The following is a 23,683-nucleotide window of genomic DNA, read 5'->3' as shown; positions in this document are numbered from 1 at the left end:
GCCCGCCGGCGGCTCAGCGCATGAGGACGGGCAGCTCCGGGATCGGGGCGCCCCGCGTCTCGGTCCGGTAGACGGACGGGGCGCAGCCGACCCAGCGCCGGAAGGCGCGGCTGAAATTGGCGTGGTCCTCGTAGCCGAGCGAAAGCGCGATATCGAGGACCGGCATCTCGGTCTCGCGCAACAGCGCCTCGGCCCGCTTCCGCCGCGCCATGTTGACGATCTCGCGGTAGGAATAGCCCTTCTGCCGCAGCCGCCGCTGGAGGCCCTGGACGCCGAGATCGACCATCTGGGCGAGGCCCTCGATGTCCGCCCGCCCGTCGAGGAGGCGCAGCGCCACCACCGCCCCGATCGACCGCGCCGGCTCCGGCGCATCGGCGAGGATGGCGTCGGCCACCACCTCGCGCAGAGTCACCGGTCCGGACGGGGCCGGGGGCATGATCCGCTGGTGCTGCGCGAGATCCTCCTTCTTCAGGACGATCCCGACCCCCGGCCTCTCGAACCGGACCGGGGTCTGCAGCCGCTCCTCCACCACCGTGGCGAGAGCGTCCCGCTGATAATTGAGCTCGACCACCTCCGGCTTCCAGTCGAGCCCCAGATAGAGGCGGCACAGGAGCATCATCGGCGGGATGATGTGGTCGGCGTGGGTCTGGACATCGAGGTCGAAGCGCCGGGCGGTGTAGCGCCAGACATAATGCGGCCCGAGCGGCAGCAGCTCGAGGCGCGCTCCCGTCTGATGCACGGATACAGTCGCGCAGAGGCGGCGGATCGCGTTCTCCAGCACCGGCGCGCTCGCGCCATAGCGGCGCCAGAGCCCGAAGGCGTTCGCCCCCATCGCCTCGCCGAGTTCCAGCCCGAAGGCGCGGTCGCCGAGATGATGCGCCGTGCGGTCGAGGAGATCGATCATCGCGCGCAGCGGCATCGGCATGTGCGGCGCGTCGATCACCGCGTAGGGCAGCCCCACCGCGTCGAACGTGCGCAGCACGGCCCGCTCTCCGGCGCGCGCCTCGAACAGTTGCGGCAAGGGGCCAAAGCCGTTGGCCCGAGTGAGATCAATGGCTGATCGCAAGGCGTACCACCGGCTCGGTTGCGTCGAAATGCCATGCACTGATGCAAAATGACAAGAGTTGACACGCGGATTTCGACAATCGTTCCCGACGCCGGAAAGCAACAACACAGAGCGGCGTAGTCGGGTGACCTCACTCTTCCCAACAATACGGAGAGCAATCGCATGATACGCATGCTACTCGCCGCCGCTGTCTGCACGGGCGTGTTCGGCGCCTCGGCTTCGGCGCAGCAAACGTCCACGGCGTCCGATACGCCGGCCACGAAGCCCAACATCCTCCTCATCGTGTCGGACGACACCGGCTGGGGCGATCTCGGCCCCTATCTCGGCGGCGAAGGTCGCGGGATGCCGACGCCGAACTTCGACGCGCTCGCCTCCGAAGGCATGACGTTCACGAACTTCTACGGCCAGCCGAGCTGCACGCCGGGCCGCGCCGCGATCCAGACCGGCCGCATCCCGAACCGCTCGGGCATGACGACGGTGGCCTTCCAGGGCCAGGGCGGCGGCCTTCCGAAGGCGGAATGGACGCTCGGCTCGGTGCTGAAGGAAGCCGGCTACAAGACCTACTTCACCGGCAAGTGGCACCTTGGCGAGGCGGACTATGCGCTGCCGAACGCGCAGGGCTACGACGTGATGAAGTACGCCTTCCTCTATCACCTCAACGCCTACACCTACACCGATCCGGCCTGGCACAAGGCGATGACGCCAGACCTGCGCGAGATGTTCACGAAGGTCACCACGGGCGCCCTCTCCGGCAACGCGGGCGAGACAGCGACCGAGGACTTCAAGGTGATCGGCGACGCCGACGCGCTGGACGAGAAGAAGGTCGGCATCAAGTTCCTGGACCAGTATGTCCAGAACGCCGCCTACGACTTTCTTGAGGACGCGGCGAAGGACACGAGCAAGCCGTTCTTCATCAACGTCAACTTCATGAAGAACCACCAGCCGAACCTTCCGGCGCCGGAGTTCGAGGGCAAGTCGCTCACCAAGTCGCCCTATGCGGATTCGGTGGTGGAGCTCGATGCGCGCGTCGGCAACGTTCTGAAGAAGCTCGACGAGCTCGGCCTCGCCGACAACACGGTCGTCTTCTACACGGTCGACAACGGGGCCTGGCAGGACGTCTACCCCGACGCCGGCTACACCCCCTTCCGCAGCACCAAGGGCACGGTGCGTGAGGGCGGCAACCGCGTTCCGGCGATCGTGCGCTGGCCGGGCAAGGTCAAGGAAGGCGTCATCAGCCACGACGTGGTCGGCGGCCTCGACCTGATGGCGACGTTCGCCGCGATCGCGGGGACCGACCTTCCGAAGAACGACCGCGAAGGCGAGCCGATCATCTTCGACAGCTACGACATGACCCCGGTCTGGACCGGCGAGGGCAAGTCCGAGCGTCCGAACTGGTTCTACTTCACCGAGAACGAGCTGACGCCGGGCGCCATTCGCGTCGGCCCCTTCAAGTACGTCTTCAACATCCGCGGCGATGACGGAGCGGCGACGGGCGGCCTCGCGGTCGACACCAATCTCGGCTGGAAGGGCTCCGAGAAATATGTCGCGACGGTGCCGCAGGTGTTCAACATCCTCGCCGACCCGCAGGAGCGCTACGACATCTTCATGACGACGTTCACCGAGTCGACATGGACGATGATCCCGGCGAACGAGGCGGTCTCGGCCCTCATCAAGAGCTACGTCGACTATCCGCCGCGCAAGCTGCAGAGCGAGAGCTACTCGGGCCCGATCACCCTCACCGGCTATCAGCGCTTCAACTGGGCGCGCGAGCAGCTGAAGGAAGGCGGCATCACCATCGGCCTGCCGACCGGCAACTGAGGCCGCACGGCCACCGCGCCCCGCGCTATGGCCGACACGCAAAGACACGCCGCCGGGGCCCGCCCGGCGGCGTTCCGCGTTGAGCGGCGACGCTCCACCGACGCGCGAGCGGCCGCGTGGGCACGGATCCGATTGCAATGATTGTGCGTTGACGAAAGGCCGGGGCGCGCCAGCTTTCCGGCCATTGCGCAGGCCGCCCGGCCTGCACCGCAACGCTGCAGCCATGGAAGGGTCCTATGAGCGAGAATTATGACGGCCGCCAGATCGAAGTGCCGACGAAGAAGCGCGGCGTGAGCGGGCTCCTCGACTCGATCCAGACCAAGGTCCTCGTGGTCCTCGCGATCCTCGTCGCCATCATCGTGGCGCTGGCGGTCATGCTTAACCAGGGCGTCATCTGACCGTTTCGGGCGCGGCCTCGTCCCGGCGCGCCCGCTCCGTCCCCAATCCTCGCCGACTTCTCCACGACCGCGCCGCCCGGCGGGTTTTGTCCGCGCGCCGAATTCGGTGAAAGTGCGGCGGGAGTGGGCGGAGGCGGACCGGGCGGCGCGATGGCGGACGGAGCACAGCGAGGAAGATCGCGCCAGCGGGCGACGGCGGCCCAGGTCAGCATGGCCGAGGTCGCGCGCCATGTGGGCGTCTCGACCATCACCATCTCGCGCGCCCTCCACCACCCCGACAAGGTGAGCGCGAAGACGCGGGACGCCGTCGACCGGGCCATCAAGGAGCTCGGCTACGTGCCGAACCTCGTCGCCGGCTCCCTCGCCTCCACCCGCACCCGCATCGTCTCGGTGATCGTGCCCTACATCGCCCACGGCGTCTTCGCCGAAGCGATCCAGGGCACGGCCGATGTGCTGGAGGAGGCGCATTTCTGCGTCCTCCTCGGCAACAGCCAGGGGGCGGCGGAGCGTGAGGAGGCGATCGTGCGCACCCTCCTCGGCCACCGCCCGGCGGGCGTGATCCTGCAGGGCGCGAACCACACCCCGGCGACACGCCGCCTCCTCGCGCAGGCGCGGGTCCCGGTGGTGGAGATGGGGACACTCCCGGCCGACCCGATCGACATGGTGGTCGGCTATTCGAACCGCGCCGCCGCGCGGGCGATGACGGCGCGCCTCCTCGCGGCCGGCCACCGGCGCATCGGCTTCATCTGCGTGCCGCCGGAGCGCAACGACCGCGCCGCCGAGCGCCTCGCCGGCTATCGCGAGGCGCTCGCCGAGGCGGGCGTCGCGTTCGACCCGTCCCTGGTGCGCCACGGCCCCTTCTCCATCGAGGAAGGGCGGCGGGCGCTCGGCGACTTCCTCGCCCTCGCCTCGCCGCCCGACGCGATCTTCTGCACGTCCGACCTCTGGGCCTCGGGGATGATCTCGGAGGCGGCGCGGCGTGGCGTGAAGATCCCGGACGACCTCGCCGTCGCGGGCTTCAACGACCAGGACATCGCCGCCGAGAGCGTCCCCGGCATCACGACGATCCGGGTGCCGCGCTACGAGATCGGCCGGCGGGCGGGCGAGCAGATCCTCGCCCGCCTCGCGGGGGAGCCGACCGCGCCGGTGGTCGATCTCGGCTTCGAGCTCGTGGCGCGCGAGAGCGCCTGACGCGCGGGCGCGGCCTAAGCCGCCACCTCTCGCACCAGCGTGAGGAGCTCGGCCGTCATCGCCTTGGTGCCCATGTCGCCGCCGAACTCCATCGGGCGCAGCCGGTTGGCGGCGAAGCCGAGATCGATCGCCTTGTCGAGGAGCGCGGCCCCGTCGGCGAGCGCGGTCGAGCCGGTCTTTTCCGCGAGATAGTCGAGCATCAGCCCGCCCGAGAGGACGGCAGCCATCGGGTTCGCCTTGTCCTGGCCCATGATGTCGGGCGCGGAGCCGTGCGCGGGCTGGAAGAGGCCGTGCGCGTCGCCGATCTCGGCGCAAGACGCCATCCCCATCCCGCCGACGAGCCCGCCCGCGAGGTCGGAGATGATGTCGGCGAACATGTTCTCCATGACGAGGACGTCGAACTCCCAGGGCTTGCGCACCATGTCGAGCGCGAGCGCGTCGATGTAGGAGTGGCCGTAGGCGATGTCCGGACGCCGCGCGGCGCGCTCGTCGCAGACCTTGCGGAAGAAGGCCATCGAGCGGAACACGTTCGCCTTGTCGACGCAGGTGACGCGCCCCTTGCCGCCCCTCTCCTTGCGCCGCGCCGCGAGGGCGAGCGCGAAGTCCGCGAGCTTCTCGGTCGTCGCGCGGGTGATGCGCAGCACGTCCTCCACGACCTCGTCGGTCGCGAGGCCCGGACGGCCGTGGGTCGCGGCCGAGTAGAACAGCCCCTCGGTCGATTCGCGCAGGACCACGAGGTCGATGGTCGCCGCGCGCGGGTCCGCGAGCCGGCAGGGCGTGTTCGGATAGGCCTTCACCGGGCGCACGCCTGCATAAAGGCCAAAGCGCTCCCTCAACCGCAGATGCGGGGTGATCTCGGTCCCGTCCGGGTGGCGCACGTCGGGCATGCCGATCGCGCCGAGGAAGATCGCGTCGAGCTCGTCGACCGCGCGGTCGGCCTCGGGCGAAATGTCGCGCCCGGTCGCGCGATAATAGCCCGCGCCGGCCTCATACTCCTCGAACTCCAGCCGATAGCCGCCGATTCGCTGCTCGACCGCGCCGAGAACGGCGATCGTGGCGTCGGTCACGTCGACGCCGATTCCGTCGCCCTTCAGCGTCGCGATGCGCAATGCATTCAACACGTCAAACCCTCTTTCACTGCGATTTCCTCTGGCAGGAGCGGTCCCGGCCCACCGGCTTTCCATCGGCTGGCGCTTGACACGGCCGCCCCTCGCCCGCCTATGTTAGCGTATAACAATTTGGGCAATGCAAGACCCCATTGTCCGCAAGGAGGAACATTTATGCGCCGATGCCTTCCCGTTTTCGCCGCGCTCGGAGCGCTCTTGCCGGCGCTCGCCGTCGCGCCCGCCGCCGCCCAGGAGATCCGACTCCAGGCCGCCACCATCGCCCCGCCCGATAATCTCTGGTCGAAGGTCGGCGACCGGTATGCCGAGCGCGTCGCCGAACGCACGGACGGCAAGGTCGTGATCGACATGTCCTATTCCGGCTCGCTCGGAAATGCGGGCGAGACGATCGAGGCCCTGCAGTTCGGCACCGTCGACATCGTCATCCAGGAGGTCGGCCAGCTCGACTCCTACGACCCGCTCGCGGGCCTCGGCGTCTACCCCTATCTCGTGCGCGACATCGACCATTTCCGCGCGCTCTTCGCGGACGGCGGCGTCGGCGAGGAGTTCTACGACGAGATCGAGGAGCGGGCGGGCTTCAAGCTCATCGGCGCCGGTTTCCGCGGCCCGCGCGAGATGGCGAGCCGCCGCGAGATCAAGACGCCGGACGATCTCGCCGGCCTCAAGATGCGCGTGCCGAACCAGCAGACCTATCGCGCGACGTGGGATCTCCTCGGCGCGAGCCCCACGCCGATGCCGAGCCTCGAGGTCTACACCGCGCTGCAGCAGGGCATCATCGACGCGGCGGAAAACCCGCTCGAGGCGCACCTGCGCTCCAAGTATCACGAGGCGGTGTCCTACGTGATCATGACCGATCACGTGAACCCCTACTACACGTTCATCTTCGACTCGGCGAACTTCCGCGCGCTTCCCGAAGACGTCCAGGCCATCCTGATCGAAGAGGGCAAGGCCGCGATGGAATGGGGCACCGAGCAGATCCTCGAAGCCCTGCCCGGATACGAAACGACGCTGAAGGAAAACGGCGTCACCATCGTGCAGCCCGACCGTGAAGCCTTCCGCGCCAAGCTCGAGCCGCTGAAGGCCCAGTATCCGGCCGACATGCAGGAGTGGATCGAGCGCTTCCAGGCCGTCGGCCAGTAAATCTGTCGCGAAGTGCGGCCGGCGGCGCGAGGCGTGTCGCCGGCCCTTCCTTCCGCGCCAACCGGAATGCCCACCATGTCCCGCGTTCTCAACACCCTTGAGTGGGTGCTCGACAAGATTCTGCTCATCCTCTTCGCCGTGATGGTCTTCTCCATCGTGTACCAGGTCTTCGCCCGGTACGTGCTGGAGCGCCCGACGGCCTGGTCCGAGGAGCTCGCCCGCTTCCACATGGTGGCGATCACCATGCTCGGGAGCGCCTACGTCGTCGCCCACAAGGGCCACGTCGACGTAACGCTCTTCGTCGACCTCATGCCCCGCACGGTGCAGAAGATCCTCGCGGTCGTGCGCGATCTCCTGATCGTCGGCATGGGCGGCGTTCTCGCCTGGTACGGCGCGGGATTTGCCCAGGTCGGCGCCCGCCGCATGTCGAGCGGCCTGCACGTGCCGATGCTCTACCCGTATCTGTCCATCGGGGTCGGCGGGGCGCTCATCGCGCTCTTCGTGATCCTGCGCCGCTTCCGCGACGAGGATGCACGCTGATGCTCATCATCCTCGCCATCAGCCTCGTCGTCCTCATCATCATCGGGATGCCGCTCGGCTTCGCCATCATCATCTCCTCGATGGCGGCGATCTTCCTCGGCAGCGACATCAACCCGCTGATGATCCCCCAGCGCCTCTTCGCCGGGATGGATTCCTTCTCGCTGCTCGCGATCCCGTTCTTTCTCCTCGCCGGCGCGCTGATGACGGCGGGCGGCCTGTCGGACCGCATCATCGGCTTCGCGAACGCGCTCGTCGGGCGCTTCCGCGGCGGCCTCGCGATCTCCAACGTGACGGCCTCGGTCTTCTTCGGCGGCATCTCCGGCTCGGCCGTCGCCGACACCAGCGCCATCGGCGGCACCTTCATCCCGGCGATGTCGCGCCTCGGCTACAAGCCCGCCTACTCTGTTGCGGTGACGGCCTGCTCGGCGCCGATGTCGCCGATGATCCCGCCCTCGATCGCGTGGATCATCTACGGCTTCCTCACCGACCAGTCGGTGCTGCGCCTCTTCCTCGCCGGCATCATCCCCGGCCTCTTCTGGGCCGGCGCCATCATCGCGGTCATCATCTTCCAGGCGCGGCGGATGGACCTGCCGACCTACAAGGCGATGTCGCTCTGCGAGATCTGGGGCGCCTTCCGCCACGCGCTGACGGCGCTCCTGATGCCGCTCATCATCCTCGCCGGCATCCTCCTCGGCGTCTTCACGGTGACGGAAGCCTCCGCGGTCGCGGTCATCTACGCGCTCGTCGTCGGCACGGTGATCCACCGCGAGCTGACAGCCCGCGCGATCCTGCGGGCGGTGCGCCAGTCCATCGCGACGACGGCGGTGGTGATGATCATCATCGGCAGCGCCAACCTCTTCGCCTGGGTCCTCGCCTACGCGAAGGCGCCCGAGCAGGTGGCCGCCTGGATCACGACGCTGACCGACAACGCGCTCGGCTTCCTGCTCCTCGTGAACCTGATGCTGCTCGTCCTCGGCACCTTCATGGAGACGAACGCGGCCAAGGTGATGGTCGTGCCGATCCTCTTCCCGATCGCCGTCTCTCTCGGCGTGGACCCGATCCATTTCGGGGTGATCATCACCGCCAATCTCTGCCTCGGGCTGATCACGCCGCCGGTCGGCATCGTGCTCGCGCTCGCCTGCCGCATCGGCGACATCCGGCTCGACGAGGGGGTGCGTGCCGCCTGGCCGTTCATCCTCGCGAGCGCGGGCGTCGTCCTCATCCTCACGCTTGTGCCGGGGCTGTCGCTCTGGCTCCCCAACCTGCTCCTCGACTGATCAAGGCCAACCCATGACACACTCCCCCACAACGGTCCCGCTGCGTCTCGGCGCAGACGGCGGGGACAGCTACCGCATCGACGCGGACGCGCTCGAAGCTCTCGTCCAGGTGATGCTCGCCCGCGTCGGCGTGCCGGAGGCGGACGGCGCCATCGTCGCCGGCTCGCTCGTCGGCGCCGATGCGCGCGGGATGAACTCGCACGGGATGCTGCGCCTGCCGGTCTATATCCGCCGCCTCCAGGAGGGCGGGTTCAACCCGATCAGCGAGCCGAAGATCGTGGCCGAAAGCCCCGCGACGCTCGTCATCGACGGGGGCGACGGGCTCGGCTCCGTCCTCACCAAGCACGCGATGGACATGGCCATCGAGCGCGCGCGGGAGACCGGCATCGCCGCCGTCGGCATCCGCAACTCCAACCACAATGGCGAGAACGCCTACTACGTCCAGCAGGCCATCGCCGAGGACATGATCGGCATCGCGACCACCAACGGCTCGCCGATCATGCCGGTCTGGGGCGGCAAGAACCCGCTGACCGGACCTCTGCCGATCGCCATCGGCGTGCCGGCCAGCAAGCATAGGCCGATCGTTCTCGACGCCGCGCTCGGCATGAGCTCGCGCGGCAAGATCCTCTACTATGCCGAGAAGGGGATGGAGCTGCCCGAGGGCTGGCTCGTCGACGCCGACGGCAAGCCGACGCGCGACCCCAACTGGGTGAAGAAGGGCGGCTGGATCCTGCCCATCGGCGGCCACAAGGGGTTCGGGCTGATCCTCGCCTGCGAGATCCTGTCCGGCCTCCTCACCGGCGGCAATTTCGGCAACGAGCTGACCAACCTCTACGACAACGTCCACACCCCGCAGAAGAACGGCCACTTCGTGATCGCGCTCAACATCGCGCGCTTTACGGACGTGGAGCACTTCAAGTCGCGCATGGACGACTTTATCGACGTGATGAAGGCGTCCGAGCTGGTGGCCGGCGCGACGGAGATCCTGATGCCGGGCGAGATCGAGTTCCGCAAGGAAGAGGAGCAGCGGGCGAACGGCATCCTGCTTGCGAAGAACGTGCTCGACGAGGTGCTCGCCTCCGCGCGCGGCCTCGGCATCGACGTGGACACCGGGGGTGAGCTCTGATGACCGACGCACTCCTCTCCCGCCTCGCCGCCCTCGAAACCGGGCAGGTCAGCGACGTGCTCGACGAGGTGGGCCTCTTCCACCACGCGCTCTCCCCGTCGCTGCGCCCGCTGGCGCCCGGCAAGTTCGCCGGCCGTGCGGTGTGCGCGCGCGGCGCCGCCACCGCGGAGGCGCGCCACCCGCGCCCCGCCCTCCCCGGCGACACGCTGGAGCGGCTCGTCGGCCCGAACACGGTGCTCTTCATCGAGTCGGGTGATTTCGTCTCCGGCGCGCTCCTCGGCGGGTTCGTCGCTTACAGCCTCCAGCGCCGCGGGTGCCAGGCGATCGTCACCGACGGCGCCGTTCGGGACGCGGACGAGATCCGCGGCTACGGCCTTCCCGTCATCTCGGGCGCGGTCGTTCCGGTGAACAGCAGCCGCCGCTTCCGCCTCACCGAAACCGACGTGCCGGTCTCGCTGCCCGGCACCGACGGGCGCGTGCATGTGACGCCCGGCGATCTCGTGCTCGGCGACGGAGACGGGGTGATCGTTGTGCCGGCCGCCGATGCCGAGCAGCTCATCGCCGACAGCGAGGAGCTCGCGCGGATCGAGCGGGCCATCGGCGAGGCGATGCGCGCCGGCGGGGAACGGCCGGACGTCTTCAAGGCGAACCCGCGCTTCAACCACATTCGCCCGCTCGGAGGGGGACAATGAACTGTGTCGTGATCGTGCGCTTCGTCGTGAAGCCGGGGCGGATGGCGGACTTCATGCCGCTCATGGAGGAGAACGCCACCCGCTCGGTGGAGGACGAGGCGGGGTGCCGCCAGTTCGACGTCGTCCTCTCGCCGGCGGCCGCCGACACGGTGTGGCTCTACGAGATCTATGACGACGCCGCGGCCTTCGCCGTCCACCAGAAGACGCCGCACTTCCTGTCGTTCGACAAGGCGACGGCCGAGATGGTGGCCGACAAGATGGTGGTGGTCGGCGCGCCGAGCCCGAACTCGCCCGCCCCCTCGCCGCTCTGAGGCGGCCGGGCCGGCGAGCGCCGCAACGCCCGCCGGCCTGACTTGGATCAGACCGCCGGCGCGCGCTCGCCGAGATCCCAATAGAGCCCGGCCATGATCGCGAGCCCCTCGCGGGCGATCGCCACCGGGAGGTGCTCGTCCGGCGCGTGCTGCGAGCAGCCCGGATAGGAATGCGGCACCCAGAGCGTGCGCATGCCGAGAATGTCGGCGAAGACGTCGTTCGGCAGCGACCCGCCGAAATTGGGCAGGATCGCGGGCTTGCCGCCGGTGGTCTCCGTCATCGAGCCGACCGCCCAGTCGACCCACGGATCGTCCGGATCGGTCCGCGTCGCGATGAAGAAATTCTCCCGCGCCTTGGCGACCTCGACCATGTGGAGGCCCTTCTCGTCGAGATGGGCGCGCAGCGCCGGGAGCACCCCCTCCGGATCGACGCCCACCACATAGCGGAGCTGGCACCGCGCCCACGCGCTCGGCGGCACCGCGTTGACCGGGCTCTCGGGCGTGCCGGACTTCATGGCGAGCACGTCGAACGAGCACCAGCCATAGACCTTCTCGGCGAGCGTGAGGCCGGGCTCGCCCCATTCCTCGTCGATCGCCGGACCGTTCGCCCCGCTCACGACCTCGCAGTCGGCGAGCGCGCGGCGGACGGAGTCCGGGATCTCGGTGGGCACCCACTCCTTCAGGAGGATCTGGCCGCGCGCCGAGGCGATGGACGAGATCGCGTGGGCGAGCTGGATCGCGGGATCGGAGAGGAGGCCGCCCCAGTTGCCCGAATGGTGCCCGCCCTCGCGCGCGTTGATCGTGAGGTCGAAGGTGACGCCGCCGCGCGAACCGAGGAAGAGCGTCGGCCGCGTGAGGCCGAGGCGCGGCCCGTCCGAGGCGATCAGCACGTCGGCGGCGAGAAGGTCGCGGTGCTCGGCGCAGAGTTCACGCAGGCCGGGCGAGCCCATCTCCTCGCCCATCTCGATCAGATATTTGGCGTTGAAGCCGAGCGACCCGCGCGCCTCGAAGACCGCGCGCATCGCGGCCATGTTGATGATGTGCTGGCCCTTGTTGTCGACGACGCCGCGCCCGTACCAGCGGTCGCCGATCTCGGTCAGCGTCCAGGGCGACAGGCCTTTGCTCCACTGCGCGTCGAGGCCGCGGATCACGTCGCCATGGCCGTAACCGAGGACGGTCGGCAGGTCCGGGCTCTCGATCCGCTCCGCGTAGAGGAAGGGGGCGAGCGCGGCCGGATGGGTGAGGATGCGCCAGGTGAAGCCCATCTCCTCGAAGCGCGGCGCGATCTCCTTTGTCAGATAGTCGGGCAGCACGTCCGCGCGATCCGGATTCTGGCTCTCGGTCGGCATCGCGACGAGGGTGGAGAGCTCGCTCTTGAACCGGCCGGAGTCGAAATAGTCGGTCGAACGCGAGATGGCTTCCTGGCGGCTCATGGAACCTCGTTTCCTGTGTGGAAGATTGTCAAACGCGAACGTGTCAGTCTCGGGCACGCTCGCTGAGCGTCTTGAGGTAGGAGTAGACGGTCGCCCGAGAGATCCCGAAGTGTTCCGCGATCCGCGGGACGGCGCGCTTCAGTTGAAAGACGCCGTGTTCTTCGAGCGCCCTGAAGATCTCGATGCGATCGTCTCGCGTCGCGAAGTTGAGCGCCTTGCCCGACTTCGCCTCCTCGGTCGTGAGCACGGTCTGGATGACGTAGGAGATGTCGTCGTTCAGCCCGGCCTGCTCGGGCATGGAATCCTTGACGCCGGCCATGTCGGCGATCGCGCGCGCGACCTCCAGCATGTCGGTCACGTCGATATTGACGCAGAACGCGCCGAACGCCCGGCCGTCCTTGCAGCGGAAAAGGGTCGTTGAATTCTTGAAGGTCCGCCCGCGCGGCGTGCGGATGAAGGTGTCCGACTTCTGCTGAACGTCCTGGCCGTGCGAAATCAGCCAGCTGTTGATCTCGTTCACCGGCGCGCCGATCCCGCGATCGGTGAGGTTGCCCGCGATCTCGATGACGGAGGCCGAAGGGTCGCGGAAATCGTGCAGGACGACCTCGCACTTCCCGCCGATGAGCTCGCGAATATCATGCACCAGCGGCCGGAGCGCCTGGAGGACCGTGTCGACCTCGGGCGAGGTGAAATTCTCCGGCATCGATGCGTGAAGGGCCCGCGTCAACGCGTCCTGTAACGGCTTCAATACGTCCTCCTCAGACCGCGCGACCAACTATACACTTCGTCGAACCCGCGGCCCGGTCGCTTGACAATCTGTCCAGATCACACTTACGATCCGTCCAGATCTGGACAAATTGTCTAGATCGACGCTGACAATATGTCTAGCCGTAAGGCCAAAGAAAGATGTCCGGGCAGCGGGCACGCTTTGGGGACGAAACGCTCGCATGGACAAGTGTGAGCAGCGGATGAAAAGACTTCCTGTTGCGGCCCCCCTTCGCTTGGCGATGACGGCGCCGCCTGTTCGCCCCAGCCGTCCGACGCATCGTCGCCGGACGCCAGTCGTGACCTTGTCCGCGCCCGACCGCTGACGTCGGCGCGACGATGGACCGTCTCTCGCTCAGCATCGACATTGGCGGGACGTTCACCGACCTCGTGGCCTGGGCCGAGGGTTCGGGCGCCTACGTCACGCACAAGGAGCTGACGACGCCGGACGACCCGACGCGCGGCGTCGTCTCCGGCCTCAACCGCCTCTTCGCCCGGCACGGCCTCGCCTTCGGCGCCGTCTCGCGCGTCGTCCACGCGACGACGCTGCTGACCAACGCGCTGATCGAGCGCAAGGGCGCCCCGACCGGGCTGATCACCACCGCCGGCTTCCGCGACATCCTCGAGATCGGGCGCGAGCAGAAATACACCCTCTACGACATCTTCCTCTCCCGGCCGGAACCGCTCGTGCCCCGCCCGCTGCGGCTCGAGGTCCGCGAGCGGATCGACGCGGACGGGACGGTCGTCACCCCGCTCGACGAGGACGGGGTGATCGAGGCGGCGACGGCCCTCGTCGCGGCGGGGGCGCAGTCGATCGCGATCGCCTTCCTCCACGCCTACGCCAACCCCGCCCCGGAGCGGCGCGCGCGCGATCTCATCGCCGCCCGCTTCCCCGACATCTACGTGTCGATCTCCTCCGAGATCGCGCCGCAGATCCGCGAGTATGAGCGGACGTCGACGACCGCGGCCAACGCCTATATCCGCCCCCTGACCGACCGCTATCTCGGCCGGATGGAAGCCGCCCTCAAGGGTCTCGGGATCGAGGCGGACCTCTTCCTGATGCTCTCCAATGGCGGCTTCACCAACGTCGCCGAGGCCAAGCGCAACCCGATCCAGATGCTGGAATCAGGTCCCGCCGCGGGGGCGCTCGCCGGCGCCTATTTCGGCGCGCGGAGCGGCTTCTCGCACATCCTCGCCTTCGACATGGGCGGCACGACGGCCAAGCTCGCGGTCATCGACGACGGCAAGCCGCGCGTCGTCCACCAGTTCGAGGCCGGACGGCAGGAGCGCTTCATCGAAGGCTCCGGCCTCCCCCTCAACATCTCGACGGTCGAGCTGATCGAGATCGGCGCCGGCGGCGGCTCGATCGCGAATGTCGACGAGCTCGGCCTCGTCAAGGTCGGCCCGCAGAGCGCGGGCTCGGCGCCGGGCCCGGCCTGCTACCAGCTCGGCGGGTCGGCCCCGACCGTCACCGACATGAACCTCATGCTCGGCTTCCTGGACCCCGCCTCTTTCGGCGACGGCAGCATCCGCCTCTCGAAGGACGCCGCCACGGCGGCCGCCGCGCCGCTGCCGGACGCCACCGGGCTCAGCCTCGTCGACACGGCCTGGGGCGTGCGCAACCTCGTCGACGAGACGATGGCGAGCGCGGCGCGCGTCCACGTCTCCGAGCACGGCCAGGATCCGCGCCGTTATGCGCTGCTGACCACCGGGGGCGGCGGTCCGCTCCACGGCTGTCATGTCGCGCAGAAGCTCGGCATCCGGACCGTCGTCTGCCCGCCCTCCGCCGGTGTGGCCTCCGCGCTCGGCCTCCTGATGGCCCCGACCCGGATCGACCGCGTGCGCACGCTGAACACTCCGCTCGACGCGATCGACCTCGCGGACCTAGAGCACGCGTTCAGCGAGATCGAGGACGACGCGCGGCGGATCGTGGCCGAATCCGGCATTGATCCCGCCACCGCCACGGCCACCCGCTTTGCGGACCTGCGCTATCGCGGCCAGGGTTTCGAGCTCGTCGTGGAGCTGCCGGAAGGCCCCTATGAGGGCGCGGCAAGGGCCGCGATCATCGCCCGTTTCGAGGACGATTATCGCGCCGTCCACGGGCGTCTCCTGAAGGATGGCGCGGTCGAGATCGTCAACATCCGCGCCTGCGTCGAGGCCGGCAGCGCCCGGCAGGACCGCCCCTTCGGCGGCAGCATCGCGCAAAACGGGTCCGCCCCCGCCCCCGTCTCGCGCCCGATCTTCCACGGTGGGCTCGGCGCCTTCGTCGACACGCCGATCTTCGCCCGCGCCGCCCTCCCCGCCGACACCTCGATCGCCGGCCCCGCGGCCATCGAGGAAGCCGGATCGACGCTCCTCATCCCGCCCACCGCCACCGCGCGGGTCGAGCCGGACGGGACGATCGTCGTGACCCTCCACCCGACAGACGGATCGGATCGCTGACATGGACGATGGCCGGACCTTCGACGCGATCACGCTCGAAATACTCTGGCAGCGGCTCATCTCGGCCGTGGACGAGGCGTCCGCGACGCTGATCCGCGCCGCCTTCTCGACGGTGGTGCGCGAGTCCCACGATTTCGCCTGCGTGGTGACGGACACACGCGGCGATCTCGTCGCGCAGGCGCAGAAATCGATCCCCGCCTTCATCGGCACGCTGCCGCGCACCGTGCGCTGGATGCTGACCCACTTCGCCCCGGAGGACCTTTCGCCGGGCGACGTGCTCATCTCCAACAATCCCTGGTACGGGACGGGGCACCTTCCCGACATCAACGTCGTGCGGCCGATCTTCATGGACGGCGCGATCGTCGGCTATGCCGCCGCCACCGCCCATGCTCCGGACATCGGCGGGCGCACCGGCAGCCACGAATTGCGGGACGTTTTCGAGGAAGGCGTCCAGATCCCGCCGCTGAAGCTCGTACGGAGCGGGGTCGTGGACGAGACCTTCGTCGCGATGCTGAGCGCCAACGTGCGCGCCCCCGAGGCCGTCATCGGCGATCTGTGGGCCCAGCTCGGCGCGCTCGACGTGATCGAAAAGCGCGTCGTCTCCGTCATGCGCGAGCATCGCCTCACCGCGCTCGATGGCCTCTCCGACGCGATCCAGTCCCTCACCGAGGCGGCGATGCGCAAGGCGATCGCCGCCGTGCCGCACGGCACCTACCGCCACGCCTTCTCGACGGACGAGGTCCTCGGCCACCGCGTCCATATCGAGATGGCGATCACCTTCGACGGCCACGATTGCGTCGTCGACTTCACCGGATCGTCGCCGCAGATCGACGGGGCGGCGGTGAACTGCGCCCACGTCTACACCTACGCCTACACCTCCTATGGGCTGAAGCTCGTCCTCCTGCCGCACGTGCGCAACAACGAGGGCGTCTGGCGGCCGATCAAGGTGAGCGCGCCGGAAGGGTCGATCCTCAACCACACCTTCCCGACCTCGGGTGCATCGCGCGCAATGCTCGGTCAGTATCTCCCCGCCGGCGTGATGCAGTGCCTCGCGAAGGCGGTGCCGGAAAAGGTCATGGGCTCGCCCGGCTCCCCGGTCTGGAGCTTCTACCAGTCGGGCCTCGACAAGAACGGCAAGATCACCGCCGACCGCTACTTCCTGAATGGCGGGTTCGGCGCCAACGCCCGGATGAACGGCGCGAACGTTCTGAGCTGGCCGTCGAACATCTCCAACGTCCCGGTCGAGGTGGTCGAGCACCTCTCGCCCTATCGCGTGCTCCGGAAGAGCCTGCGCGAGGGGAGCGGCGGCGCGGGCAAGCATCGCGGCGGCCTCGGCCAGCAGTTCGATTTCGAGGTCCTCGGATCGTCCGAGCTGCAGATGCGCTTCAACGCTGAGCGCATCGCCACCCCGCCCGCAGGCGTCGTCGGCGGCGAGCCGGGGGCGGCGGGCGAGATCCGCATCAACGACCGGCCGATCACGAACACCAAGATCGCCCACCCCGTCAGGCCCGGCGATGTCGTCAGCCTGCGCACGCCCGGCGGCGGTGGATACGGCACGCCCCATCGAGACGGTGGCGCGCCCGCCCGGCCCGAACCCGGCGCGGAAGCCGCGGAATGACCGCCCTCTCCCGCTCCAACCCGCATCGACCCATCGGAGGCCTGGCGCTTTGACCCAGCTTGCTATCGAGCAACTGTACAAGACCTATAGGAGCGGCAACGCGACGGCGGTGACCCACGCCGTCCGGGACATCAATCTCTCCGTCAAGAGCGGAGAGCTGATCTCGCTTCTCGGTCCGAGCGGCTGCGGAAAGACCAGCACGCTGCGCTGCATCGCCGGCTTCGAGACGCCCGATTCCGGCGCCATCCGCTTCGACAACGCGGACATCGTCCCCCTCGCGCCGGAAGAGCGCGATATCGGCCTCGTCTTCCAGAACTACGCCCTCTTCCCGCACATGACGGTCGCGCAGAACGTCGCCTTCGGGCTCGAGATGCGGAAAATCTCCTCCGCCGACATCAAGCGGCGCGTCGCCGACGTCCTCGAAACGGTCCAGCTCGCGGGCCTCAAGGACCGCTACCCGGCGCAGCTCAGCGGCGGCCAGCAGCAGCGCGTCGCGCTGGCGCGCGCGCTCGTCATCGAGCCGCGCATCCTCCTCCTCGACGAGCCGCTCGCGAACCTCGACGCCAAGCTGCGCGACGAGATGCGCTTCTTCATCCGCTCGCTCCAGCAGCGCACCGGCATCACCACCCTCTACGTCACCCACGACCAGTCCGAGGCGATGGTGATGTCGGACCGCATCGTCGTGATGTTCGACGGCGAGGTCCGTCAGTTCGACGTCCCGTCCGAGATCTACAACCGCCCCGCGACCCGGCGCATCGCCGAGTTCGTCGGCCTGTCGAGCTTCGTCGCGGGCGAGGTGGTCGAGCGTGACGGGGAGACCGGCCGCGTCGTCGACACGTCGATCGGCCGGCTGCGCGGCTTCTGCAAGACCGGCTGCCCGCCCGGCCAGCGTGTGCTGATCGTGCTGCGGCCGGAGGCGATCCATCTCAGCCTGACCGAGCCCGCACCCGAGACGACCCCGATCCATGCCACCGTGCAGGAGCGGCACTTCCTCGGCCACACTGTCGACTACCGGCTCGTCTGCGCCGACGGGACCGTGCTCCAGGCGCACCAGAACACGCTGATGGACGTGCCGGTCGGCGCGAGCGTGTGGTGCACCTTCCCCCAGGATCGCATGTGGATCTTCCCCGCCCCGGTCGGGGAGGCGAGCGCGTGACGACCGAGGTCCTTGCCGCCCCCATCGCGTCGAAGACGAGCCGGCGCATCAACAGCGCCTTCTGGCTCGCCCTTCCGGCGGTCCTCCTCGTGGTGGTCTTCCTGATCGTCCCCTACCTCAACATCGTCCTGATGAGCTTCCGCACGCCGTCCACGACGGCGCCCTACGGGCCGGGCTTCACGGTCGCGAACTACTACCGCGCGATCACCGATTCCTTCTATTTCGCGGTGCTGCTGCGCACGCTGATCGTGACCTTCACGGTCACGCTCGTCTGCTTCCTGCTCGGCTTCCCGGTCGCCTATCACCTCGCGCGGATGACCTCGAAGTGGCGCACCTTCTTCTATGCGCTCGTCCTCGCGCCGCTCCTCGTCAGCGCCGTCATCCGCTCCTTCGGCTGGATGATCATTCTGTCGAACAGCGGCCTCATCAACAGCATCCTGCGCGATTTCGGCCTGATCACGCGGCCATTGCCGCTGATGTACAATGAGTTCGGCGTCATTGTCGGGCTCGTCCACGTCAACATCCCCTTCATGATCCTGCCGCTGCTCGCGGCGTTGCAGGGGATCGGCCCGTCGCTCGAAGAGGCGGCGCACTCGCTGGGCGCGAAGCGGATGACGGTGCTGCGGCGCATCGTGCTGCCGCTCGCGATGCCCGGCATCCAGTCCGGCGCGATCCTCGTCTTCGTCATGGCGACCGGCTCCTACGTGACGCCGATCCTCCTCGGCGGCAGCCGCGTCCAGCTCATGACGCCGATGGTCGTCCAACAACTTTCCGACGCCTTCCTTTGGCCGTTCGGCTCCGCGCTCGCGATCGTGCTCGCGGCGATCGGCGGGCTCGTGATCTTCGCCTGGGCCAGGCCCACGCAAAAACTCATCAACCGGATGGGCAGGAGGTAGAGGCCATGGCGAGACCTCGTGCCGGCGTCGGCCGCTTCGCGTTCAACCTGACCGTCGGGCTGATCTACCTCTTCCTGATGCTGCCGATCATCATCGTGGTGATCGCCTCGCTGAACTCGGGCGCGTATCTCAAATTCCCGCCCGATGGCCTGTCGCTCCGCTGGTACAAGGAGTTCTTCACCAACGGGCCGTTCCTGAATTCGGCCTGGCTGTCGATCAAGGTCGCGGTGATCTCGACGATCATCTCCACCATCATCGGCACGCTGGCGGCGCTCTACTATGTGAAAGCGTCGGAGCGGATGCAGATCGGGCTGCGGCTCGGCCTCATCTCGCCGATTCTCCTGCCCGAGATCCTGACGGCGATCGCGCTCCTCCTCTTCTACTACATGGTCGGCATCGGCACGACGACGCTGATCGGGCTGCAGATCGGCCACGTGCTGATCACGACGCCCTACGTGTTCCTCAACGTCACGGCGACGCTGGAGGGCATCAATCCGAGCCTGCAGGAAGCCGCCCGCAGCCTCGGCGCACGGCCGCAGATGGCGTTCCGCCGGGTGACGCTGCCGCTGATGAAGCAGGGCGTCGTCAACGGGGCGATGTTCGCCTTCATCATCTCGTTCGACACCTTCTCCATCTCGCTTCTCCTCAAGGGCATCCACTCGATGACCCTGCCGATCCAGCTCTTCGAATATCTGCGCTGGAGCTTCGACCCGACGGCCGCCGCCGTCGCGACGCTGTCGATCCTCGTGACGCTCGCCGCGGTGTTCATCACCGACCGTCTCGTCGGCCTGCGCACCCTTCGCTTCTGATCCGGAGCCCGTCCCAACCGAAAGTCCCCGGAGCCTCGCTCTCGTCCCACCCCTCACAACAGGAGACCCGAATGACCCACAGGCTTTCCCGACGTCGTTTCATGTCCAACACGGTCGCTCTCGGCGCCGTCGCCGGTTCGACTCTCGCAATGCCGCACATCGCCCGTGCCCAGGCGTCGTCGATCACCGTCTCCTGCTATGGCGGCGCGTACGAGAAATTCTTCCGCGAAGTGCTGATCCCGACCTTCACCGAGCAGACGGGCGCGACCGTCAACCTCGCGCTCGGCACGGCAAAGGATTTCGTCCCGCTGATGCGCGCGGCCGGCCAGGACAACCCGCCGCTCGACGTGCTGATGACCAACGAGGTCATCTGCCAGATCCTGCGCAGCGAAGACTTCTTCGAGCCGATCCCGCTCGACAAGGTGCCGAACATGGCCGACGTCGCGGCCATCGCGCGCTACCCCGATGACATGGCCGTCACCGGCATACTCCAGCCGATCGGCATCACCTACCGCACGGACATGCTGCCCAACCCGCCTCAGTCCTGGGACGAGCTGTTCAAGCGTGAGGATCTCCTCGGCCAGACCGGCATCTACGCCATCACCAATTCCTGCGGCTTCATGTTCGTGCTCCTGATGGCGCGCCATTTCGGCGGGTCCGAGGAGAACATCGACGCGGCTTTCGCCGAGATCGAGAAGCTGAAGCCGTTCAACCAGGTCGACTTCTCCGGCACGATGGAAGGCCTCCTCGCGCAGGGCGAAGTCATCGTCGCCCCGCTCGACTTCGCGGCCGTCATGCGCCTCCAGAGCCGCGGCATGCCGATCGACGGCATCGTCCCGCCCGAGGGCCTCATCGCGTTCGACCAGGTCTTCAATGTCAGCAAGGGCGGCCAGAAGAAGGAGCTCGCCTACGCCTGGGTCGACTACATGCTGAGCCCGGCGACCCAGTCGAAGATCGTCAGCGGCTTCTACTCCTCGCCGACGAACACGAAGGCCGAGATCCCCGCCGACCTCGCGAGCAACCCGCTGCTCCTCACCGGCGACAAGCTGAACGCCGTCGTGCGCCACGACTGGGCCGCCGCGAACGCCAATCGCAGCGACATCGTGGACCAGTGGAACCGGACGATGAGCTGAGCCGGACCTGACGACAGGACCGGGGGCGGCGGCGACTCCGCCGCCCCGCACCTTTTGCGTGGAACGCCACCGTTCCCATCCCCGGACAACAGAATGCCCAACCCTTCTTTCGACCTGACGCTCGATGACCTCGAATGCCTCGCGACCGGGGCCTGGATCCTCGGCACCGGCGGCGGGGGCGACCCGTATTTCAGCCTCCTCGAAGCCCGCGAGCACCTCGCCGCTGGAAAGCGCGCGCGGATCATCGACCCGCTCTCCCTCGCCGACGACGCGCTCATCGCCTGCGTCGGCCAGATGGGCGCGCCCCTCGTCAAGCAGGAGCGCCTCGTCGACGGCCCCGTCATCGCGAGCACCGTCACGATGATGGAGGACTATCTCAAGAAGTCGTTCGAGGCGGTGATGCTGTGGGAGATCGGCGGGAATAACGGGTTCCAGGCCGTCCTCACCGGGATGCTGCTCGACCTGCCGATCGTGGATTGCGACGCCATGGGGCGCGCCTTCCCCCAGGCCGACATGACGACCTTCTCGATCTGCGAGCTGCCCGCCTATCCGTGGACGATGGTGGACCTGCGCAAGAACCGCATCTTCTTCGCCGAGGCGGAGAATTGGGAGTGGATGGAGCGGATGACGCGCGCGGCCTGCACCGCGATCGGCTCGTCCGCGGCGACCTGCAAGGCCCCCCGTTCCGGCGCGGAGGTGAAGAGTTCGACCTGCCTCCACACCGTCTCCCAGGCGCTGCGCATCGGCCGCGCGGTGCGCGACGCGCGCCGGCGCCACGACGACCCCGTCGCCGCCGTGATCGAGAGCGAGAACGGGCTCGAACTCTTCCGCGGCAAGATCACCGACGTGAACCGCCGCACCACCGGCGGCTGGCTGCGCGGCACGATCGAGATCGACGGCCTCGACGCCGACACCGGCAGCACCATGAAGATCGAGTTCCAGAACGAGTTCGTGGTCGCCTGGCGCGACGACGCGGTCAGCGCGACGGTGCCGGACCTCATCTGCCTCATGGACACGAGCTCGGGCGAGGCGATCGGCACCGAGACGGTGCGCTACGGCCAGCGCGTGACGGTCATCGCGCTCCCCGCGCCGGACATCCTCACCTCCCCGCGAGGGCTCAAGAAGGTCGGCCCGCGCGCGTTCGGCTACGACCTCGAGTTCAAGTCGGTCTTCTCCAACGCGCCGCAGATGGAGACGGCACAGTGAAACGCATCGGGATTGATGTCGGCGGCACCAACACCGACGCGGTGATCATCGACGACGATGTCGTCGTCCACAGCGTCAAGCGGCCGACCACCGAGGACGTCATGGACGGCATCCTCGCCGCGCTCGAGGCGCTCCTGCGCGAATCCGAGGTGCCCCGCACGGACATCGGCGCGGTCATGATCGGCACCACCCATTTCACCAACGCGGTCGTGCAGCGGCGCGACGTCGCGAAGGTCGCGGCGGTGCGCATCGGCCTGCCGGCGGCCGCCACCCTTCCCCCGTTCGTCGACTGGCCGGCGGACCTGCGCGACCTCGTGCGCGGCCCGATCCACATGGTCCGCGGCGGCTACGAGGTGGACGGGCGTCCGCTCGTCCCCTTCGACCGCGAGGGGATGCGCGCCGCGGCCCGCGCCATCGCCGATTCGGGCGTCGAGGCGGTCGGGCTCTCGTGCGTCTTCTCCCCCCTCAATGCCGACCTCGAGACGGAGGCGGCGGAGATCCTGCGGGAGGAATGCCCCGGCATCGCGGTGACGAAGTCGCACGAGCTCGGCCGCATCGGCCTTCTCGCCCGCGAGAATGTCTCCCTCCTCAACGCCGCCCTCACCACGATGGCGCACAAGACGGTCGCCGCCTTCAGCGCCGCGATCGAGAAGACCGGCCTCTCCGTGCCCCTGTTCGTGACGCAGAATGATGGGACGGTGGTCGCCGCCGAGGAGGCCGCCGCCTTCCCGGTCCGCTCTTTCGCCTGCGGGCCGACCAACTCGCTGCGCGGCGCCGCCTTCCTCTCCGGCCTCGAGGACGCGATCGTCGTCGATGTCGGCGGCACCACGGCGGACATCGGCATCCTGACCCGAGGCTTTCCGCGCGAGGCCAACAACGTGGTCGAGGTTGGGGGCGTGCGCACGCTCTTCCGCATGCCCGACCTCGTCTCGATCGGCCTCGGCGGCGGCTCGCTGTGCGACCCGCAGAACCCCCGCTCGATCGGCCCGCGCAGCGTCGGCTTCCGCATCCTGGAGCGCGCCCGCGTCTTCGGCGGTCCTGACCTCACCACGACCGACATCGCGGTCGCGGCCGGCCTCGCCGATATCGGCGACAAGGACCGTGTCGCCGACCTCGATCCGGCCTACGTCGCCGCCGCGCTCGACCACATGCGCCTCATGCTCGCCGACGCGGTCGACCGGATGAAGACGAGCGCCGCAGCTGTGCCCCTCATCGCCGTCGGCGGCGGGGCCTTCCTCGTGCCGGACGACCTTCCCGGCGTCTCAGAGGTGGTGCGCGTGCCGAACGCGGCGGTCGCGAACGCGGTCGGCGCCGGCATCGCCCAGATCAGCGGCGAGGTGGACCAGATCTTCACCGGCCTCGACCGGACGAAGGCCATCGAGACCGCGCGCGAACGCGCGGAGGCGAACGCCCTTCGCGCCGGCGCGCAGGACGGGAGCATCGAAGTCGTCGAACTCGAAGACATCCCGCTCGCCTACCTGCCCGGCAACTCGCTGCGCGTGCGCGCGCGCGTCGTCGGCAACGTCCGCTTCTAGCCCTGAG

Annotated in this window: 21 protein-coding genes; 17 read left to right on the top strand and 4 right to left on the bottom strand. The window is 68.4% G+C overall.

Going from position 1 to position 23,683, the window contains the following annotated elements:
• Nucleotides 1–13 precede the first annotated feature (13 nt).
• On the bottom strand, nucleotides 14–982 hold the full coding sequence (locus DBV35_RS20500; protein WP_205648781.1) for a helix-turn-helix transcriptional regulator: 969 nt from the start codon (nucleotides 980–982) through the stop codon (nucleotides 14–16).
• Nucleotides 983–1,228: 246 nt separating this feature from the next.
• Between DBV35_RS20500 and DBV35_RS20495 the strand changes: the two genes are divergently transcribed.
• The 3 genes from DBV35_RS20495 to DBV35_RS20490 all read left to right on the top strand — a co-directional run bounded on the left by DBV35_RS20495 (nucleotide 1,229) and on the right by DBV35_RS20490 (nucleotide 4,473).
• Nucleotides 1,229–2,884, top strand: a complete 1,656-nt coding sequence (locus DBV35_RS20495; protein ID WP_245944010.1) for an arylsulfatase — start codon at nucleotides 1,229–1,231, stop codon at nucleotides 2,882–2,884.
• A gap of 236 nt (nucleotides 2,885–3,120) precedes the next feature.
• Entirely contained in the window at nucleotides 3,121–3,282 is a 162-nt protein-coding gene (locus DBV35_RS30320) for a hypothetical protein (RefSeq protein WP_157961881.1), read from the top strand.
• 210 nt (nucleotides 3,283–3,492) lie between these two features.
• A complete protein-coding gene (locus DBV35_RS20490; protein WP_170135001.1) occupies nucleotides 3,493–4,473 on the top strand; it encodes a LacI family DNA-binding transcriptional regulator in 981 nt (326 codons plus the stop codon).
• Between the two features lie 14 nt (nucleotides 4,474–4,487).
• Here the strand turns inward: DBV35_RS20490 and DBV35_RS20485 are convergent, their stop codons facing one another.
• A complete protein-coding gene (locus DBV35_RS20485; RefSeq protein WP_245944009.1) occupies nucleotides 4,488–5,594 on the bottom strand; it encodes an isocitrate/isopropylmalate dehydrogenase family protein in 1,107 nt (368 codons plus the stop codon).
• A gap of 159 nt (nucleotides 5,595–5,753) precedes the next feature.
• Here DBV35_RS20485 and DBV35_RS20480 point away from each other — a divergent pair, with 159 nt between their 5' ends.
• From DBV35_RS20480 to DBV35_RS20455, 6 genes are all read left to right on the top strand, one after another.
• Complete coding sequence (locus tag DBV35_RS20480; protein ID WP_157961880.1) at nucleotides 5,754–6,737, top strand: TRAP transporter substrate-binding protein; 984 nt, start codon at nucleotides 5,754–5,756, stop codon at nucleotides 6,735–6,737.
• A gap of 75 nt (nucleotides 6,738–6,812) precedes the next feature.
• A complete protein-coding gene (locus DBV35_RS20475) occupies nucleotides 6,813–7,277 on the top strand; it encodes a TRAP transporter small permease (protein ID WP_157961879.1) in 465 nt (154 codons plus the stop codon).
• The gene (locus tag DBV35_RS20470; protein ID WP_108662240.1) at nucleotides 7,277–8,554 is read left to right on the top strand and encodes a TRAP transporter large permease; all 1,278 of its coding nucleotides are present in this window, start codon (nucleotides 7,277–7,279) and stop codon (nucleotides 8,552–8,554) included. The genes DBV35_RS20475 and DBV35_RS20470 overlap by 1 nt, the downstream gene beginning before the upstream one ends.
• Before the next feature lie 13 nt (nucleotides 8,555–8,567).
• On the top strand, nucleotides 8,568–9,680 hold the full coding sequence (locus DBV35_RS20465) for an Ldh family oxidoreductase (protein ID WP_108662239.1): 1,113 nt from the start codon (nucleotides 8,568–8,570) through the stop codon (nucleotides 9,678–9,680).
• Nucleotides 9,680–10,372 carry an RraA family protein gene (locus DBV35_RS20460; protein WP_108662238.1) on the top strand — a complete coding sequence of 231 codons (693 nt, stop codon included), beginning with the start codon at nucleotides 9,680–9,682 and terminating at the stop codon, nucleotides 10,370–10,372. The genes DBV35_RS20465 and DBV35_RS20460 overlap by 1 nt, the downstream gene beginning before the upstream one ends.
• Nucleotides 10,369–10,683, top strand: coding sequence for a putative quinol monooxygenase (locus DBV35_RS20455; RefSeq protein ID WP_108662237.1), 315 nt, complete (start codon nucleotides 10,369–10,371; stop codon nucleotides 10,681–10,683). The genes DBV35_RS20460 and DBV35_RS20455 overlap by 4 nt, the downstream gene beginning before the upstream one ends.
• Before the next feature lie 47 nt (nucleotides 10,684–10,730).
• Here DBV35_RS20455 and DBV35_RS20450 read toward each other — a convergent pair whose 3' ends face one another.
• Both DBV35_RS20450 and DBV35_RS20445 read right to left on the bottom strand, forming a co-directional pair.
• The gene (locus DBV35_RS20450; RefSeq protein ID WP_108662236.1) at nucleotides 10,731–12,116 is read right to left on the bottom strand and encodes a M20 family metallopeptidase; all 1,386 of its coding nucleotides are present in this window, start codon (nucleotides 12,114–12,116) and stop codon (nucleotides 10,731–10,733) included.
• Between the two features lie 43 nt (nucleotides 12,117–12,159).
• Nucleotides 12,160–12,864, bottom strand: a complete 705-nt coding sequence (locus DBV35_RS20445; RefSeq protein ID WP_157961878.1) for a helix-turn-helix transcriptional regulator — start codon at nucleotides 12,862–12,864, stop codon at nucleotides 12,160–12,162.
• Between the two features lie 356 nt (nucleotides 12,865–13,220).
• On the opposite strand from DBV35_RS20445, the gene DBV35_RS20440 reads away from it, so the two are divergent.
• The 8 genes from DBV35_RS20440 to DBV35_RS20405 all read left to right on the top strand — a co-directional run bounded on the left by DBV35_RS20440 (nucleotide 13,221) and on the right by DBV35_RS20405 (nucleotide 23,676).
• On the top strand, nucleotides 13,221–15,323 hold the full coding sequence (locus DBV35_RS20440) for a hydantoinase/oxoprolinase family protein (protein ID WP_108662234.1): 2,103 nt from the start codon (nucleotides 13,221–13,223) through the stop codon (nucleotides 15,321–15,323).
• 1 nt (nucleotide 15,324) lies between these two features.
• On the top strand, nucleotides 15,325–16,941 hold the full coding sequence (locus DBV35_RS20435; protein ID WP_108662233.1) for a hydantoinase B/oxoprolinase family protein: 1,617 nt from the start codon (nucleotides 15,325–15,327) through the stop codon (nucleotides 16,939–16,941).
• Nucleotides 16,942–16,990: 49 nt separating this feature from the next.
• Complete coding sequence (locus DBV35_RS20430) at nucleotides 16,991–18,097, top strand: ABC transporter ATP-binding protein (protein WP_211100015.1); 1,107 nt, start codon at nucleotides 16,991–16,993, stop codon at nucleotides 18,095–18,097.
• The gene (locus DBV35_RS20425; RefSeq protein WP_205648780.1) at nucleotides 18,094–18,993 is read left to right on the top strand and encodes an ABC transporter permease; all 900 of its coding nucleotides are present in this window, start codon (nucleotides 18,094–18,096) and stop codon (nucleotides 18,991–18,993) included. The genes DBV35_RS20430 and DBV35_RS20425 overlap by 4 nt, the downstream gene beginning before the upstream one ends.
• 5 nt (nucleotides 18,994–18,998) lie before the next feature.
• Complete coding sequence (locus tag DBV35_RS20420) at nucleotides 18,999–19,802, top strand: ABC transporter permease (protein WP_108662231.1); 804 nt, start codon at nucleotides 18,999–19,001, stop codon at nucleotides 19,800–19,802.
• Nucleotides 19,803–19,903: 101 nt separating this feature from the next.
• Complete coding sequence (locus DBV35_RS20415; protein ID WP_205648779.1) at nucleotides 19,904–20,935, top strand: extracellular solute-binding protein; 1,032 nt, start codon at nucleotides 19,904–19,906, stop codon at nucleotides 20,933–20,935.
• Nucleotides 20,936–21,028: 93 nt separating this feature from the next.
• Nucleotides 21,029–22,141, top strand: coding sequence for a DUF917 domain-containing protein (locus DBV35_RS20410; protein ID WP_108662229.1), 1,113 nt, complete (start codon nucleotides 21,029–21,031; stop codon nucleotides 22,139–22,141).
• A complete protein-coding gene (locus DBV35_RS20405) occupies nucleotides 22,138–23,676 on the top strand; it encodes a hydantoinase/oxoprolinase N-terminal domain-containing protein (RefSeq protein WP_108662228.1) in 1,539 nt (512 codons plus the stop codon). Before DBV35_RS20410 ends, DBV35_RS20405 begins: the two co-directional genes overlap by 4 nt.
• Nucleotides 23,677–23,683: the final 7 nt, after the last annotated feature.

The organism is Acuticoccus kandeliae (assembly GCF_003073115.1).
This window is presented reverse-complemented; position numbering and strand designations above follow the sequence as displayed.

Bases quoted from the DNA above. Each gene is read 5' to 3' on its own strand.
- DBV35_RS20415 (WP_205648779.1), top strand. From the start codon at position 19,904: ATGTCCAACACGGTCGCTCTCGGCGCCGTCGCCGGTTCGACTCTCGCA.
- DBV35_RS20440 (WP_108662234.1), top strand. From the start codon at position 13,221: ATGGACCGTCTCTCGCTCAGCATCGACATTGGCGGGACGTTCACCGAC.
- DBV35_RS30320 (WP_157961881.1), top strand. From the start codon at position 3,121: ATGAGCGAGAATTATGACGGCCGCCAGATCGAAGTGCCGACGAAGAAG.
- DBV35_RS20465 (WP_108662239.1), top strand. From the start codon at position 8,568: ATGACACACTCCCCCACAACGGTCCCGCTGCGTCTCGGCGCAGACGGC.
- DBV35_RS20435 (WP_108662233.1), top strand. From the start codon at position 15,325: ATGGACGATGGCCGGACCTTCGACGCGATCACGCTCGAAATACTCTGG.
- DBV35_RS20475 (WP_157961879.1), top strand. From the start codon at position 6,813: ATGTCCCGCGTTCTCAACACCCTTGAGTGGGTGCTCGACAAGATTCTG.
- DBV35_RS20410 (WP_108662229.1), top strand. From the start codon at position 21,029: ATGCCCAACCCTTCTTTCGACCTGACGCTCGATGACCTCGAATGCCTC.
- DBV35_RS20490 (WP_170135001.1), top strand. From the start codon at position 3,493: ATGGCCGAGGTCGCGCGCCATGTGGGCGTCTCGACCATCACCATCTCG.
- DBV35_RS20460 (WP_108662238.1), top strand. From the start codon at position 9,680: ATGACCGACGCACTCCTCTCCCGCCTCGCCGCCCTCGAAACCGGGCAG.
- DBV35_RS20450 (WP_108662236.1), bottom strand. From the start codon at position 12,116: ATGAGCCGCCAGGAAGCCATCTCGCGTTCGACCGACTATTTCGACTCC.
- DBV35_RS20480 (WP_157961880.1), top strand. From the start codon at position 5,754: ATGCGCCGATGCCTTCCCGTTTTCGCCGCGCTCGGAGCGCTCTTGCCG.
- DBV35_RS20420 (WP_108662231.1), top strand. From the start codon at position 18,999: ATGGCGAGACCTCGTGCCGGCGTCGGCCGCTTCGCGTTCAACCTGACC.
- DBV35_RS20455 (WP_108662237.1), top strand. From the start codon at position 10,369: ATGAACTGTGTCGTGATCGTGCGCTTCGTCGTGAAGCCGGGGCGGATG.
- DBV35_RS20495 (WP_245944010.1), top strand. From the start codon at position 1,229: ATGATACGCATGCTACTCGCCGCCGCTGTCTGCACGGGCGTGTTCGGC.
- DBV35_RS20470 (WP_108662240.1), top strand. From the start codon at position 7,277: ATGCTCATCATCCTCGCCATCAGCCTCGTCGTCCTCATCATCATCGGG.